Origin of the sequence: Candidatus Uabimicrobium amorphum (assembly GCF_009002475.1) — a bacterium.
Taxonomy (GTDB): domain Bacteria; phylum Planctomycetota; class Uabimicrobiia; order Uabimicrobiales; family Uabimicrobiaceae; genus Uabimicrobium; species Uabimicrobium amorphum.
Window position 1 is genome coordinate 1,733,317 of sequence record NZ_AP019860.1, and the last position, 17,268, is coordinate 1,750,584.

10 protein-coding genes are annotated in these 17,268 nt (G+C 38.9%); 8 read left to right on the top strand and 2 right to left on the bottom strand.

The window, feature by feature from the left end; all coding sequences use genetic code 11:
• Positions 1-247: 247 nt before the first annotated feature.
• The 6 genes from UABAM_RS06115 to UABAM_RS06140 all read left to right on the top strand — a co-directional run bounded on the left by UABAM_RS06115 (position 248) and on the right by UABAM_RS06140 (position 8,666).
• Positions 248-2,086, top strand: coding sequence for a GspE/PulE family protein (locus UABAM_RS06115; RefSeq protein WP_151967119.1), 1,839 nt, complete (start codon positions 248-250; stop codon positions 2,084-2,086).
• 10 nt (positions 2,087-2,096) lie between these two features.
• Positions 2,097-2,603 (top strand): pilus assembly FimT family protein, encoded by a 507-nt coding sequence (locus UABAM_RS06120; RefSeq protein WP_151967120.1) that lies wholly within the window; start codon positions 2,097-2,099, stop codon positions 2,601-2,603.
• Between the two features lie 117 nt (positions 2,604-2,720).
• On the top strand, positions 2,721-3,932 hold the full coding sequence (locus UABAM_RS06125) for an FHA domain-containing serine/threonine-protein kinase (RefSeq protein WP_151967121.1): 1,212 nt from the start codon (positions 2,721-2,723) through the stop codon (positions 3,930-3,932).
• Positions 3,933-3,935: 3 nt separating this feature from the next.
• The gene (locus UABAM_RS06130) at positions 3,936-5,075 is read left to right on the top strand and encodes a serine/threonine-protein kinase (RefSeq protein ID WP_151967122.1); all 1,140 of its coding nucleotides are present in this window, start codon (positions 3,936-3,938) and stop codon (positions 5,073-5,075) included.
• On the top strand, positions 5,075-6,268 hold the full coding sequence (locus tag UABAM_RS06135; RefSeq protein ID WP_151967123.1) for an FHA domain-containing serine/threonine-protein kinase: 1,194 nt from the start codon (positions 5,075-5,077) through the stop codon (positions 6,266-6,268). Before UABAM_RS06130 ends, UABAM_RS06135 begins: the two co-directional genes overlap by 1 nt.
• Before the next feature lie 76 nt (positions 6,269-6,344).
• On the top strand, positions 6,345-8,666 hold the full coding sequence (locus tag UABAM_RS06140; protein WP_151967124.1) for an STAS domain-containing protein: 2,322 nt from the start codon (positions 6,345-6,347) through the stop codon (positions 8,664-8,666).
• Between the two features lie 60 nt (positions 8,667-8,726).
• Here UABAM_RS06140 and UABAM_RS06145 read toward each other — a convergent pair whose 3' ends face one another.
• A complete protein-coding gene (locus UABAM_RS06145; protein ID WP_151967125.1) occupies positions 8,727-11,399 on the bottom strand; it encodes a protein kinase domain-containing protein in 2,673 nt (890 codons plus the stop codon).
• A gap of 88 nt (positions 11,400-11,487) precedes the next feature.
• Positions 11,488-14,202 (bottom strand): serine/threonine-protein kinase, encoded by a 2,715-nt coding sequence (locus UABAM_RS06150; RefSeq protein ID WP_151967126.1) that lies wholly within the window; start codon positions 14,200-14,202, stop codon positions 11,488-11,490.
• A 261-nt stretch (positions 14,203-14,463) separates the two neighbouring features.
• Between UABAM_RS06150 and UABAM_RS06155 the strand changes: the two genes are divergently transcribed.
• Positions 14,464-14,913, top strand: coding sequence for a GatB/YqeY domain-containing protein (locus UABAM_RS06155; protein ID WP_151967127.1), 450 nt, complete (start codon positions 14,464-14,466; stop codon positions 14,911-14,913).
• 65 nt (positions 14,914-14,978) lie between these two features.
• Positions 14,979-16,973, top strand: coding sequence for a prolyl oligopeptidase family serine peptidase (locus UABAM_RS06160; RefSeq protein ID WP_151967128.1), 1,995 nt, complete (start codon positions 14,979-14,981; stop codon positions 16,971-16,973).
• Positions 16,974-17,268 lie beyond the last annotated feature (295 nt).

The window sequence follows — 17,268 nt, forward strand, 5'->3', positions numbered from 1 at the left end:
ATATTGAAGGCATGTACTTCATTGTAAATTTATACAAGTTGTATGCAAGAAAATTTTGCCATGAAATAAGCTTTAAATTGCTTATTCATTTATTGTATAATGTAAGCTCTCTATTTGTAAAACTATGTAGGTACTCTGTATTTATAAAGTAATATAAGATCGCATAATAACTTTTACACATGACAACGAAGCCAACAAAGAATCGTTGTCAAACCAAGGTAATATTTAGCTTTAGGAGGTAGGTGTCGTGGCACAAACTACAACATCTTTGAAGTATGCAAGTTCTGATTTTAGGTTACGTCGAGCTTTAATCAATACCAAATTTATGAACATGAATGAAATCGACGATTATCTAAATAAGGCAAAGCAAAACAAAGTCACCCTTGCGGAACTACTGATTGAAGAAGATGTAATATCAGAAGATCGCCTTGTCAATTTAATTGCCATTGACGGGCATATGACTCCAATAGACCTCAAAAGGATCAAGACCATTGATGAATCTGTTTTATCACTCTTAACCGCAGAAGACGTAAGAAAACACCAAGCAATTCCTTTATCTCTCATCGGTGATAGTCTCACTGTAGCGGTAAACGACCCCTTCAGCAGCGAGGTGAAAGAAACACTTGAAATTCGCGCACAAAAGAAAATTACCTTTGTATTGGCCAAACTACAAGATATTCACACCAAGATCAATGAATTCTACAAAGTAGAAGCTAAAAAAGACGAGCACACTTCCGAAACCAAACGCGTCAGCCAAGAAAAAATGAGCGTATTGTCCAGCGAAGACTTTGATTTCCTGATCAAAGAAGCGGAGGTAAAGGCAAAAGACAAGTCAAAGGAAGAAGAAGAAAAGGTACAAGAGTCGGTAGATGGTGGTATCATTCGCCTAGCAAACCGCGTCATTGTAGATGCCTTTAACGAAGGAGCTTCGGATATCCACATAGAACCATATCACGGCAAAGAAGAAACGATTATTCGTTTTCGTGTTGATGGGGAATGCCGCGAATATCGTAGAATACCCAATGCTTTGAAAAGAGCCCTTATTACGCGTATCAAAATTATGTGCAATCTCGACATCGCTGAACGACGTTTACCACAGGATGGAAAGATACAATTCAGTAATTATGGTCCTCTCAACATAGAACTCCGTGTTGCCACCATTCCCACAGTGAATGGTAACGAAGATGCGGTCATGCGTATTCTTGCAGCAAGTAAACCTATTCCTATTGAAAAGATGGGTTTTCAAAAACGAAATCTCGACGAATTCAAAAAAATGGTAAAAATCCCTTACGGCTTAATTTTAGTTGTGGGACCTACCGGTTCTGGTAAAACAACAACATTACACTCTGCTTTAGGTTTTATCAACGAACCTGAACGCAAAATTTGGACCGCCGAAGATCCGGTGGAAATTACCCAAAGAGGCTTGCGTCAAGTCCAGGTACTGCCTAAAATTGGTTTTACCTTTGCTTCTGCGATGCGCGCCTTTTTACGTGCCGACCCTGATGTAATTATGATTGGGGAGATGCGTGACCACGAAACGGCAGCCATGGGAATCGAAGCATCACTCACAGGACACTTAGTTTTTAGTACTCTTCACACCAACAGTGCTCCAGAAACAGTAACACGTCTTATTGATATGGGTCTTGACCCATTTAACTTTGCCGACGCTCTTTTAGGTGTAATGGCCCAACGTCTCACACGACGTATTTGCGATAAGTGTCATACCGAAAGCCCGATGGATGAAGAGATGTACATGAACATCCGCAAAGAATTCGATGAAGAGCAATTTGATAAAATTGTCGGATATGGCACTGGTTTGATACCGAGTTTAGAAGAGGCCGTGTACCACATAGGTAAAGGATGTTCCAAATGCCATGACACAGGTTGCCGTGGACGACTTGGTATTCACGAACTACTAACAGGAACCGATAAAATTAAGGCCCTCATTCAAGAAAAGGCTAAAGCGGAAAATTTACGTTTACAAGCAATAGAAGATGGAATGACAACACTAAAGCAGGATGGATTCATCAAAGCTTTTGCCGGCATGACTAACTTCCAACAAGTTCGTTCTGTATGTATTAAATAAGGATTTTTTCATGAGAAAAAACCACCGGGGATTTACACTTATCGAAATTATGGTTGTAATGGTCATCATGGGCTCCATGCTCGCTCTGGTATCAATGAACATGGACTCATTAACTCCATCGTCGCGTTTAGAAGCATCCACACGTAGCATTTACTCTATTGTCAATTTAGGCATGAGTCATGCAGTGATGAGCGGAAAACCAACTAAGTTACGTTACAGCATAAGTGAAGGTTATTACGAACTTTATATCACCAACGAAAAACAAAAATTTGAGTCGTTGGAAAAAAAATTTCTTACCCGCGGTGTCTCCTACAAAGATGTTGATGTGGCAGGTGACCGTAAGTATCGCGATGGCTGGGTAGAAATAGAAATATCCCCTTTGGGTGTCTTGGCCGGACATGTAATTCACCTTGGTAATGACCAGAATGAGGAAACGACTATTGAGGTAAATCCCCTATCTGGTGTTATTACCATAAAAAAAGGTTACCATAAAATGGATTTCGTCGAAAAATTGTAATAGCACATGGGGTTTTCTTGTTCTACCGTTTTCGTGGTGTAGAACCACTTATGGTCATTCGGATTTATTCACCACCGATTGCGGTAAAACCGGAAATTTTGATGGTATAAAGCTTTTATGCAAGCGTATTTGTCTCTAAAAAATGATGGTGGCACTGCCAAATTTTCTCTAGACCCAAAAACCAAAACATCTATTGGCCGTGTAAACGACTGCACTATACAACTACAAGACAGCAAAATTTCTTCACATCATTGCTGTATCGAAGTATTTGGTAACTATTTTTATATTATCGATTTAAATAGTACCAATGGTACATATGTAAACAACACACGGATACGAAGTCGCCAACTATATAATGGAGACGAAATACAAGTTGGTGATATAAAACTCCAATTTGAGTATGACATCGACGATGAATCCGAACAAGACATCACTTGGGCCGAAATGGAAGCAATTCATGAAGAGCCCAAAAAAGAAAATCTCAATGACAAAGATCGCATAGGTAAATATCGTATTATCGAAAAAATTGGCCAAGGTGGTATTGGAGAGGTGTACAAAGCCACACCTCTACACAAACCACACGAAATAGTTGCCATAAAAATACTCAACCAAAAGTCCAGTGTGCGTGAGACGTTGGTCGAAAGATTTTTGCGCGAAGCGCGTGCTCTTATAGCCCTTGATCATCCAAGAATCATCAAGGTTTTTGAGCTAGATGAACACGAAAACCGTCACTATTTTGCGATGGAATATATCAATGGGCATGCACTAAACAAATGGGTCGCTAAAAATGGAAAAATGCATTACAAAAATGCCCTTAAAATTGCCGGGCACATTGCACATGCTCTGGCGTATGCCCATAAGCACAATATCATACACCGCGATTTAAAACCAGCAAATGTCATCGTCGAAGAAGGAACCTACCAAGTAAAACTCATCGACCTTGGTTTAGCAAAAATGTTAGAGGAAACAGATCTTACCATGGAACGCAACGTCATCGGAACACCGCGTTATATGGCCCCTGAACAAATTCGCGACTCTAAAGGTGTCGATGTTCGTGCCGATGTATATTCTTTAGGTGCGACGTTGTATCATATGCTAACAGGTGTACCACCATATGCAGATGTCGTTACCAATAAAAAAAGTGTTTTGCTAAAACACATATACAAAAATCCACCGGTACCTATTACCAATATCGTCACTGACATTCCTCCCATTGTGATTAAAATCGTACGTAAAGCTATGGCAAAAAATAAAGAAAATAGATTTCGTTCTGCGCAACATATGTATAAGACGATTTACCAAGTGTTATCTCGGTTAAAGAAAGAATAATCCATGCAGGGAAAACTTATCTTGAAAAATAGCGATCAAGAAGTTGTCTTGACATTCAAAGAAAATGATAAAATTATCATTGGCAGAAATAAACGTTGTAACCTCATTGTGAACGACACTAAAATTTCGAGTATGCATTGCCAAATTGATGTTTCAGGGGAAGGTTGCCGCTTTGTAGATTTAGGTAGTACCAATGGTAGCTATGTAAATGGAAATAAAACAAGTTCGGCGACCTTGTATAACAATGACGTCATACGTTTGGGAAATGCGGAAATTGCCATTGAGTTTACCGTCGACAAAGACAAATCGCTGAAGAAAAAACTCTTAAATTCGGAGATAACGGAAACTTGGAGTGAAAATGATCTTCCTGCCGAAGAAGTCGAATATATTTATAACTATCGTTTACTAAAAACAATAAATGACTTTGGTCAAGGCGAAAATTACCAAGCAGAACACAAGACACGCTATGATATTGTGGCATTACGCAAATTGCCTGTGAGTAGTTCCACCAACTCTTTTGAAAAATTTGCGAAAAGCACCGAGTTTTTCAAATCTCTTGATAGTGCACGTATTATCAAAACATTAGATATCTTTGAGGAAAACGGTGTTCCGATCATCGTCACAGAATATATACAAGGGTGCACTTTAGAGATGTGGTTGGAAAAAAAACAACGGCTATCTTTATCGCGATCATTAAAAATTGCCGCTTACATTGCTAGCGGTATTGAATACCTACATCGTTTTCATATCTCAGGAATTTGTCTGTGTCCACATCATATTATTGTCGAAGAACTTACAAAAAGAACCAAGATTTTTGACATATCTTGCGCTTCTTTCCTCCGTCAAAGTGGTTACGATACACATGCACTTGATGTTGCCGTTCAGAAATACTACCCTAAGCCACTTGAAGATGCACAAGATGACATGTATGTGCTAGGTACTTTACTTTTTTTCTTACTCACCGGCGAATCACCTATACAACACTCTTCTCCGCAGGAATATCTAGAACAAAAACGTAGTGTACCGCCTGCTATTCTACAATTGGTCGTCGATTACTTGCAAAAGCCCAGGGAACAAAAAATAAAGCGTTTCTATCAAACTGTTACCAAAACGTTTCACAACTTAAAAAGAAAAGAACGTTAATGATCGCCAAGATTTTGATCACAGCTGGTTCCATGGCTGGTATTAGTATTGCCTTACCCAACAGCCTAACTATTGGAAAAGGAAAAGGCTGCAATTTGCAGCTAGGTGACGATGGGATTGCCGAACTTCACTGCCAAATATATAGACAAAACGATGGATTTTTTGTCAAAAACCTCGAAAGTGAAGAAAAAACATTTGTGAATGATAAAGCCGTTCATGATCATCCTTTGTCTGTAAAAGATTGTATCCGCATAGGCAGCGTACGCATGGAATTCTGTGCAGAAGAAGAGCATCAACCTATCAAAACGCACTTTGCCGACAAAGAAGATGAATTTGATATGCCAGAAGCCATTGAAGATGATCCACGTAAAATAGGAGACTACATCATACTAGATCACCTAGGAACTGGCGCAACAGGGGATGTTTTCAAAGCGGAGAATTTTACAACTCATGAAGTTGTCGCTCTTAAAATTTTACATGCCCAAGACATTGACAAACATATTTTAAAACGTTTTATTCAAGAAGTGCAGATATGCAGTAAATTTGATCATCCTAAAATTGTAAAAGTTTACGAATTTGGCATGTTTAAAGGTCGTCCTCTTATCGCAATGGAATACATAGAAGGTATTTCTCTCGAAGAATTTATCAAAGAGTACGGAAGTCTTACCGCAGTACAAGCACTAAGAACAGCGGGACAGATTGCCCAAGCACTTCATTATACCCATCAGCAAGGTGTCGTTCATCGCGATTTAAAACCAAGCAACATATTGTTACAAAATAAAGAGAATATCAAGATTATCGATTTTGGTGTTATCAAAGTGTATGGCAACAGTATTACTTTTGCCAATCAAATGATAGGAACTGTACGTTACATTCCTCCAGAACAGATAGACGATGCTTCCTCAGTAGATGAACGTGCTGACATATATTCATTGGGAGCAATCATGTATTTTTTGGTGAGCGGCAAACCTCCCTTTTTTGATATTGAAGGAATTGAGTCTCTCATCTTAAACATCAACGCGCGCAAGCTAACTCCGTTGAAAAAACTTGTACCAAATATTCCTTCTGAATTTCAAAGTATTGTCCGCAAGGCAATGCATAGAAAAATAGAAAAACGTTATCCCAACATAACGGCGATGTTTCGCGACATCATCGAAGCATTGCAAACCATAGAAAATAAATCTCCCTCATAAAGTGAAATATCTATCGTCAAACTTGCTAAAATGACAGGGTATTGCCATAAGTTTAATTCCATGGAGCTTCTTTTTTATGAAAATAAAAACTCGAGATGTAGAGCACGACACAAAGCTAATTACTTTACAAGGTATTATAGACGAAAATACCATTGATTTAGTGCAGGGAACTTTTAGCAGCATATTCAACCTCGACAACTACAAAGTTATTTGCGATATGGAAGGTGTGGAGCATATTTCGGCACCTGTGATAAAAGCATTCCTCGAAAATATAATCATCGCCAAGGTACATAGTGGAGATATCAAATTACTCAACGTGCATTCGTCTATACAAACGATTCTTCGCTATGCAGGTTTTACCGATGAAAAAGTATTTTGTTCCGACTTGCGTGTTGCCATCCAATATTTCGAACACTTTTCCATGCAAGCACCAGCAGATGATCAAGTGGACCCATTTGCCGAAACAATTTTGCCGATTAACAAAGCTGTACGTCCATTGCAACAGAGTTTAACGGATGCTCCTCCACAAAACTTACCACAACAGTCTCAAGAACAAGACGACTGCTACAACGAAACTTTGTTAAGCTATGTTCCCGAACAAAAAAATAAATCCCAATTAGATTCCTATGATGAAACTTTGGTCAACTTTGTTCCTCCCAAACAAACCGAGGATGATTGTAATGATAAGACGTTGGTGAACTTCACACCGCCATCACCTAACGTACAAGACGATGGAGACGATGAATTCGATGCGCATGGTGAAACCTTGCAGGAAGAATTCGATGTTCGAGATTACGTAGCAAAAGATGTTTTAGCAAAAAGGTCTTTAAAACAAAGTAACATTCCGACAGGTCTTGACTCAGAAGACAATCAAGCCACGAAAAACGAGGAACCGAAGAACGTCAGTCCCCAAAAACAGCAAGCACACAACGACAAACCGCAAATATCTCATAATGAAGTTGCGAAAAATAAATCGGAAAAAGAGCTTGTAAAGAAGCAACCTCAAAAAGCTCAGGAAACAACTCCGAAAAAAGAACTTGTCAAGAAGCAACCTCAAAAAGCTCAGGAAACAGCTCCGAAAAAAGAACTTGTGAAGAAACCACCACAGAGTTCTCAGGAAACAACCTCTCCGAAAAAAGAACTTGTGAAGAAGCAACCTCAAAAAACTCAGGAAAAAAATACCCCGAAAAAAACACTTGCGAAGAAACAGCCTCCAAGCTCCCAGGAAGAAACGGCGCAAAAAAAAGTGCCAAAAAAATTACCCAAAAAAGAATCCACTATCCCGCAGAAGACTAGCCAAAACAACGTAAAACAAAACATAAAAAAGCCAACGTCTTCCAAAGAAATTTTACAAAAGGAACACAAGTCTATACCACAAAAAAAGCCAGCAAAACCATTAGTTAAGACCGCCAAACCGCAAAAGAAACTCAACTTTACTGACGTAACGCAACAGTGGAATAAGTACACACACCACTGGCACAAACTACCCGCAAATTTCGACATTTCACAACCGAAACAAGTGGTTGCCTTTGTCAAAAATGCCGCGGCAATACGTAGCAACATTGTCACAAGTATAAGTATAGGTAAAGAAGATAAAGCGCATCTCAGTAAATTTAACGAATGTTGGCGCAAGTGGAAAGACTCTCTTGAAAAACACGGATATACAATTTATCCGGAAATAGGAGGGTATTTGAAAAAACCGGTGGGCAAGATTATTTACTGTCACTCTTTGCGTGCCAAAGTGAAAAAAATTATTCTTGTTGTTCCCGGAGTGACCAAAGATGGAAAAGAATATATTGCACCCGTGTCAACGGTAATTTTACCGACAACGGTACCCTTTCCTGAGAAACATATTGCAGCAAAGTTACCGACATGCTGGCGTAGTATACTAGGTGAGATAGAATTGCTGTGCATTCACGCGCGTATTCAACCAAAAACGATGTGTGCAATTGAGAGTTTAAATAAAACGCCCATGTCTCTGCACAACAACCGCAATATCGCTATTGAGGAACTCAAAAAGCGCAGAAAAACACTTGAACGTCTTCTCAAAACAAAGTCCAGCAACTACAAAATAGCCACACACTACTCTTTGGTAGAAGAATGTTTCTGGAGCTTGTATCACGATGATCAGCGTCCCCAAGGTCATTCCTTTTTCGATATGATACGCAAACGTCTACAAGAGTGGCATAATATCATAAAACGCAAGCACAACATCACCATAAAAAACTTTACCAAAAGAAGCGATGTGAAAAATATTCAGGGTTATGTTGCCAAAAACATCATACAAAAACACCCCGATTTACCACCGAAAAAGGTATTGCGCCAATTATGTCCGGCAATCATCGTCGAAGTAAATGCGCAAAAGCGTGTATTGAAGGGGCGTATCATTTCAACGTAAGTGTTGCAGTGATGTCACTCGTTTTTCGGTTGGTGAGGACACCAACCGAAAAACGAATACCTATTTCAGAACTTCATAAGAAATGACAGCTGGCTCACTTGTCAATGTTTTGCTGATATCGTGCTGAAAAATCTCTCTCACCACTTGCAACGGATTGCTCTCTAATAGTTTCTCAATGTAATGCCCATGCGCTAGATCAGTGCGATAATCAAAAAGAGAAATATCGGGTTCTTCGTCTTTGCTAGATTCTTGCATTTCCGCAGGCAGCGACGCTTTCATGTGCTTAGATGCTCTTTTGTACCAATCGTTCTCTAAACTCCACAACTTCACCTCTCCCTCATCCGCTGAAACCAAAAATCCATTTTTGACAGCCACACATGTCGTAGGTAATGTTAATTTGCGGAAAAATTGCAGCTGATATTGCCTATCTTCCTGCGAAACAAGCAAATTACTCTGCTCTTCTACTGTATTCCGAATCTTTTGTTGAGAACCATATGGCACCTGACTCAGCGATATTTCTCGTTTTTTTCTTTTTATCTTCCACATGTAAATTTCATCTTCCCCCAACACCACCAACGTTTTGCCGTCAAAATCGATTGATTTGATTTTGAATTCTGAGTCAAGTTGTACGGGTTTTAAATGTGTCAATTTGTCGTGTACAAAACTACGTACCGTTAGTTCTTTATCCTGTGAAATAGTCACTAGGGAATCATTTGCAAACAGTTTGACTTTGTTGGTTTGCGTTATATATTTTTCGGGAAAGAACATGTTGTTGTCTATAGAGAAATTTCCGGCATGCCCATTTACATCAAAACGTAGAATGCCACTCGCGGCGAAAGAAATGGCCAAATCATCGCAAAATTTTTGTATATTTTTGCCTTTAATGTGTACCTTTGTACGTAAAGATAACTCTTGTATCTTCTCACCTGTTTTTGTATATATTTGAACCAAATCTCCATCATGAGTTGCAATAAAACGATCGCTGATTACAAGATCCTTTACCGAAGCACTATGGGTAAATTGCGAAAATACTTTTTTGGCTTTATAATCCCAAACAACAATTTCGCGTGGTGTACAAAAGGCGATGTGCCCATTTTTCATCGGTGAAAAACATACGGACTTCCCCCACTTTTGCAGCTTGTGTTTTGAAATTATATCACCCGTATACAAATGGCAATATTGCACAGTTCCATCATGGTAAAATAAAATAATTGTTTCGTTATAAACAAAAACTTTTACAACAGATCCACCCTTTTTTCGCCAAACCAAACCATAGTTAATAATAGATTCACGGATAAGTTTTTTGAATTGTTTTCGCAACCTCTTTGTACGTGGTTTTTGATCCACAATAAACTCCAGCCCTCTTCCACACAACAAAGCAATATCTGCCCACAAAGTACTGTTGGAGTTTTTTATAGCCAATTTCTTTATTTCTTCGGCCTTAGCTTTGGCAATTTCCGCAAGATGCAAATTGGCATTTTTGCGCTCTGCATCGGCTTTTTGACGTTGACGTTCGGCATTCTTACGTTCCGTTTCCGCTTTCTTGCGTTCAGCGACAGCTTTCTTGCGTTGTTCTTGCGCATTATTGCTCTCGGCAACGGCTTTCTTTCGTTGTTCCTCCGCGTTTTTACGCTCCACTTCGGCCTTTTGCCATTGAAAATAAGAGAAAGTACCTGCGGCACTTACAATGAAAAAAACAAAGCTCAAAAGTAATACGGCAATTTTGTGACGCATAACGAATTTTATTGCATAAGTCATCATATTAGGCGGTGTTGCCATCGTCGGACGGTGGTGCAAGTAGTTTTGTAAATCATCTGCGAGTAGTTGCGCACTCTGATAACGTTTTTCCGGATTTCGTTCTAAACATTTCAAACAAATGGCTTCTAGTTCTCTAGGAATATCGGGATTGAGCTGCGTAGGGCTGATGATGTCATTATTAAAAATTTGATGTAGTACATTCAAATGGGATTCGCCATCAAATGGTGGACGTTTACACAATAATTCATAAAGCGTCGCTCCAAGAGAATATACATCGCTACGCTTATCGACGGTTCGTCCTTCTGCTTGCTCAACAGGCATGTATGCAAGAGTTCCCAGTATAGCTCCCGGATTGGATAAACTCTGTTCAATATCTGTCATTTTTGCTAAGCCAAAATCCATAATTTTAGGTACACCATCTTTGGTAATCATGATATTAGAAGGCTTTATATCACGATGAATAATACCGTTTTGATGCGCAAAATGTAGGGCCTGAGAAATATGGCTGCATAGTTCCGCGATTTCACGATATGATTTCGTGTATTGTCGTGACAGGGTATCGCCATCAATGTACTCCATTACTAAATGATGTTGTGGTGTTTCCCCCGTAGAATACAGTTTCACAATATTGGGGTGCTCTAATTTAGCTGTTGCCTGCGCTTCTTGAAAAAATCTTTGGAGTTGTGTTTGCGTAAGATTTTGCGAAAGAATAAGTTTTAAAGCGACAAAACGCTGCAGTTTTGTATCGAAAGCCTTATACACAGCTCCCATTCCCCCACGGCCAAGTAGTGTTTCGATACGATAATCGCCAAACATTTGACCTTCTTGCAAATTTTTTGTCACTTTTGCGGTCGAAGAATGAGTCGACACACTCATTACTGTGGCATTCTCGGTAATGTCTTTTTCATCGAGAATTGTACGATCCTCAGCAATGTTTGTCGCAGAATTGTCGTCGAGTGTTTCTTTTTTCTCCATAGTTTTTTTTCCTGTATAAAAAACAAAAGCCCTCAAATGAGGGCTTTTTTGTAAATTTTACAAGTCGATGTCGAAACTAAGTATACAATTATTTTTGTATATTGTATTTCCAAAGTTGTATATCATCCAAACTCGCAGATATAATCGTATTTTCCTTTTCAGAAAATGCGATATCGACAATCTTGCTATTGTGTTTTACAAGAGCAGCAGCTCTAGAAGTTCCATTTTGTAGCAACATAATCTTGCCTTCTTCGTTTCCAATGGCGATCATGCTGGTACGAGAACAAATAGTAACACATGAAAAAATATTGTGTTCGTTGGTTCTAATTCTCACCTTGTCCACTTTTTTGATGCTTTGAGCATCTAGAGGACTGCGCCATATACTCACATCACTATCAGCATATGTAACTACAGTAAGTTGCTTTTTAGCAAAATCAAATTCATGGTCGATGAATTCATATTCTTGTTGTTCACCAATACTTTGTTTTGCAGTAACAGGGTTCATGCTAAAAGTATTGTCTAGTAAATCTCCTGTCTCAACATTCCATGTCAAAAGAGGCTTACTTTCGCTACCGGTATAAAATACATTGAGTTGTGGATCAAAGGCGACATATTCAATTGCATCAAAGTGGGCATTTAAAGTAAAAATAGGGCTTAAAGCTAATGTAGCCACTTTACCTTTTTTCTGTACTTTTATTTTAGATATATCCCACAATTTGACAGTACCATCGTCTGCTCCGGAAAGTACGAAGTCATCTTTGATTGCCAAGCTCACCACTTTACTTCCGTGGCGTATTGTATTTCTTTTGGTTGTTTCCGTATTTCCCACCACAAAGTTTCCATTGTTGTAACCCAGTAAAAACTTTTCACCATTGGCAGAAAGAGCACTACTTGTAAGTTCTGCTTTTATTGGAAAGTTGTTCTTTCCTCCTGTGGGCAATGTGTTTTTCAATTGACCGTTACTTACCAGCAATGGATTTTCTTTTGGTTTCTTCGGATTATTGGGGTTATTCGGATTATTGGGGTTATTCGGATTATTGGGGTTATTCGGATTATTTGGAGTACTCGGGGTACCACTATTTCCATCCCCAGGTGTAACGCGACGACCATTTGTTCTTCGCGAAGATTTGTCCTTTGCGTCGGTATTTTGTGCTACAGCAGTGTTTTCTTCTACTGTCTTTTCAACATTTTTCTTCGCAGGAGTTGTTTCTGACACGTCGAATTCACTGCGTTTTTTCTTCGCAACGGCAACTTTGGCATCTTCTTCTTTTTTCTGCAACTTTGCAATTTTAATCAACTCATTTTTTAGCTCAATTGCCTGAATGAGTTCATTGTTTAATTGTCTGATTTTATTTACAGGTTTTCTTGCACTTTTTGCTTTTTTTACCATTGTTTTTAAATCAGCAATTTTTTGTTGTTGCTTTTCAATTCTCTTACTAAGAAGCAGTTGTTTTTCGACGGACTCATTTTTTTCCGCAAGAACTTCTTCAATCTTGTTATTTTTTGCAACCAACTGTTTTTGCGTATCTTTTTGAATTTGCTGTGTATTTTTTGCATGCATTTCTTGCTCACGTTGCATTTTTTTGTGCATACTGTATGCAACAGATATAAAAGCCAAAACAATACACATAACACCTGCCATAACGCCACAGAAAGCTCTGTTACGTTCGACAAATTTGTTCATTGCAGACATTCTTGTCGGAGGTTTTGCTGAGATTGGTCGATTTTGCAAATAATTATCTAAATCTTTGACAAGCTCACTCATGTAGCGATAACGCTTATCGGGATTCTTTTCCAAACACTTAAGAGCAATGGCTGACAATTCAACAGAAACGTTTGGATTAATTTTTCGTGGGCACTGTGGATCTTGATGTAAAATTTGGTAATAGACACTCATATGAGAGTCGCCCTCGAATGGTGCTTTACCTGCTAAAAGTTCGTACAGGGTAGCTCCTAGAGAGTATACGTCTGTTCTAAAGTCAATGGCTTCATTATTTGCTTGCTCAGGAGACATATACATCAATGTACCAAGTAAATCACCTGTTCGCGAAATATCATCATTGCGATTTACCAATTTTGCAATACCAAAATCGAGTATCTTCACCTTATTGTTCTTGTCCACAATAATGTTAGAAGGTTTAATATCGCGATGAATAACACCTTGTTTGTGTACTTCGTCAATGGCTTCCGCGATTATTTTTATTAAAAGAGCGGTTTTACGAGGAAAAAGTTTTCGCTCTTTCCCAAGAGTTTTTAGCGTTTGACCTTCGACATACTCCATAGCAAAATAAGGTTGCGGTTCGCTACCTATTTCGTATAACTGGACGATATTCTCATGATTCAACTTAGCAATAGCCTTCGCTTCTTGGCGAAAACGTAAAAGTTCTTTGCTGTGAGCACTCGGCGCATGAGAAAGTACTTTTAAGGCCACTTCACGATCTAACTTACTATCAATCGCTTTGTACACAAGCCCCATACCGCCCGCACCGATTTGTTCCACAATTGTGTATTGCGCAAATTTCTGCCTTTCATGAAGGCCTTGGCTAATAAGCTGCTTTTGCGATTTTTCTTGCTCTTTAGGTGCTACAGGAACGAAGCTTCCTAGAGTTTCCCAATTGACCGTGTCTTCATCGATTTTTGAAATTTCAAATAAACTACTAACACCGTTCAACTCTACAGAAGAGGCTTCCATTGCATCTTCTTGCTGTTCTTTTTCATCTGCACATGGCATATCAAAAAAACTATCCATGTTAATCGCATCAGATGAGTCAGAATTCTGTTTAGGTTTATGTTTATTTTCCATAAATCCTCCCCTAAGTAAACCATTGTGATTCTTTCACTTTGGCTGCGTTTATGTTCACTGTAAGTATAACATTTTATGCAAGGTTCGCAAGAAATTATTTCCGCTTTGCGAACCTTCTACAGTAATAATGGTTAAACGTTATGTAGGATGTGACGAAAAATACTTTAGTATTTTCTAGTGCATCCCGTGTTTGTATAATAGTTTTCCTTTAATTCTAACGTTTTTAGCTGGGAAAAATTCCCAATTATAAAGGAAGTTAAAATGAGTGACGTTCGCAGTAAAATTAGCGAAGATTTAAAACAAGCCATGCGCGAAAAAAACCAAGATAAGGTCGCAACTCTACGCATGCTGAAAACCGAAATTGTAAAACAAGAAACCTCTGACAAGGCAAAAGAACTAGACGAAAAAGGTCTACTAAAGCTTTTAAACACCATGAAAAAACAGCGTTTAGAAGCGATAGAACAATATGAAAAGGCTGAACGTCAAGAACTTGCGGACCAAGAGAAACGCGAACTTGTTATCATCGAAGAGTATTTGCCAAAACAACTTTCTGCCGAAGAAATAACGGCAATTGTAAAAGAAGCTATTTCCGAAGTAGGGGCTAGTGACATGAAGCAAATGGGACAAGTGATGAAGTCTGCTGTTGCCAAAGCAGCGGGTAGAGCCGATGGTAAGGCCATTAGTGCAGAAGTGCGCAAACAACTCGGCTAATTTTGTTCAAAGGCGGCATAGAGCCGCCTTCAAACTTCATTTCGTAACAAGCAAAAGGAAAAACGATGAGTGATCCATACATCTGGTTGGAAAACACAGGTGATCAACAAGCCCTTGCCTGGGTAAAAAAACAAAACGATGATACCACATCTCATTTTAAACAAGATACTAATTTTTGTGAGTTCTATGATCGTTGCCTTGGAATACTTAACTCAGAAAAACGCATATTTTATCCAACAATACGCGGCGAATACCTATACAATTTTTACAAAAGTCCCAAAAATGAACGCGGTATATGGCGGCGCACTAGCTATGAAAATTATTTCAACGAACAACAGTGGGAAGAATTACTTGATCTAGATAAATTATGTGAAGAACAACAACAACCCTGGGTGTTCAAAGGTGTCGAAGGATTATATCCTAACTACGAAAGATACATGGTCAAGCTTTCGCAAGGTGGCTCGGACGCGGTTGCCATCCGTGAATACGACATTGTACAAAAATCTTTTATTGAAGACGGGTTTCGCGTCCCAGAATCGAAAACATTTTTGTCATGGTGTGATATCGACACGCTGTGGATCGCTTGTCATGTCGGAGGGCTGACAAAATCGGGTTATCCACTTACATTGCGTGAGTGGAAAAGAGGAACGAATATCGAAGATTCGAAAATACTTTTTCGTGGAGAGGAAGATGATGTTGCCGTGTACGGAGCGGTTGTACATACACAACAGCGCAAGTACAAATTAATTTTGCGTGCACAAACTTTTTATCAAACGCAACACTTTCTCTATGAAGAAAATCAACTGCAACGCTTGGATATTCCGGAGGATAGCAAGCTATGCGGTTTTTTACAAGATCATTTAATTCTTCAGTTAAAATCAGATTGGAAACCAGCCGATGTCGTTTATCCATCGGGAAGTATTGTTGCAATTTCATTTCCTGATTTTATAAAAGGCTCACGAGATTTTATAACAGTTTTTTGTCCTGAATCTTGTGAAACAGTAACATCTATAGAACTAACGAAAAACCTCATTGTCATCAACAAATTGAAAAATGTTCGCAGTGAATTATGGTGTTACGATTTACGCACGAGGCAACTGCATCAAGTAGAAACACCTTGTTATGGAAGCATACATCTTGTCAGTAGTGATGATCTTCACAACCGTTTTTTCTATACATACAGTGACTTTTTAACTCCGCCAACACTATACCTTTTCGAGGACAATCATACACGCCAAACACGACAACTACCTCATTTTTTTTGCAATGAAAATTTTCGCGTGCAGCAATTAATGACACCTAGTAAAGATGGAACGGAAATTCCTTACTTTATCGTTTCCGCAAAAGATGTCGTTTACGATGGCAACAACCCTACTCTTATTAAAGTATACGGAGGTTTCGAAGTTTCGCTGTACCCTCACTATCTAGCGATGATTGGTTCTACATGGTTGGAACGTGGTGGTGTTTACGTAATAGCCAATGTACGTGGTGGAGGTGAATTTGGACCACAATGGCATCGTGCTGCCATAAAAGAAAACAAACAACGTTCTTTAGATGACTTGTTTGCGGTTACTCAAGACATCATACACAGGAAATTGTCTCAGCCACGCTATATTGGCATTATTGGTGGTAGTAATGGTGGGCTTTTAGTCGCAAGTGCATTGATGCAGCGCCCGAAGTTATACAATGCTGTTATATGCCAAGTGCCTATTCTCGACATGAAAAGGTATCACAAACTTCTGGCGGGCGCAAGTTGGATCGCAGAATATGGAAATCCCGATATTGATGAAGAGTGGTCGTATATGAAAAGCTATTCGCCTTATCACAACGTATCTGCAAAAGATCAATATCCAACGATTCTTATATATACATCGACAAAAGACGATCGTGTTCATCCAGGGCACGCACGTAAAATGGTCGCCAAAATGCAAGGTATGAACCACAAAGTACATTATTATGAAAATTTAGAAGGTGGACATGCAGGTGCGAGTACTCATCAACAACAAGCATTTGTCACGGCATTATCCTACACTTATTTGTGGAAACAGCTAGGCAACTAATTTTTTTTGCGAATAAGCATTTTACATACTATACTTTTATGAAACCCTACTAGGTAGCTTTGTCATGGACACAATGCTACCGTTTTACCGAATAAAATGTTCGGAGAAATTACCGCTACAAGCATGGTCAAGATCATATTACAACCTTAACCTTAGTTAATATTTTTTTCTACCTTAGTGATCGCTAAACTAAGTTTTAAACAAAAATGGTTTGGCTAAAGATTAGTAGCTAAAACAATCTACATTCAGCTTATCGAAATAGTAAATACTAATCACCCAAAATCGAATATATTCC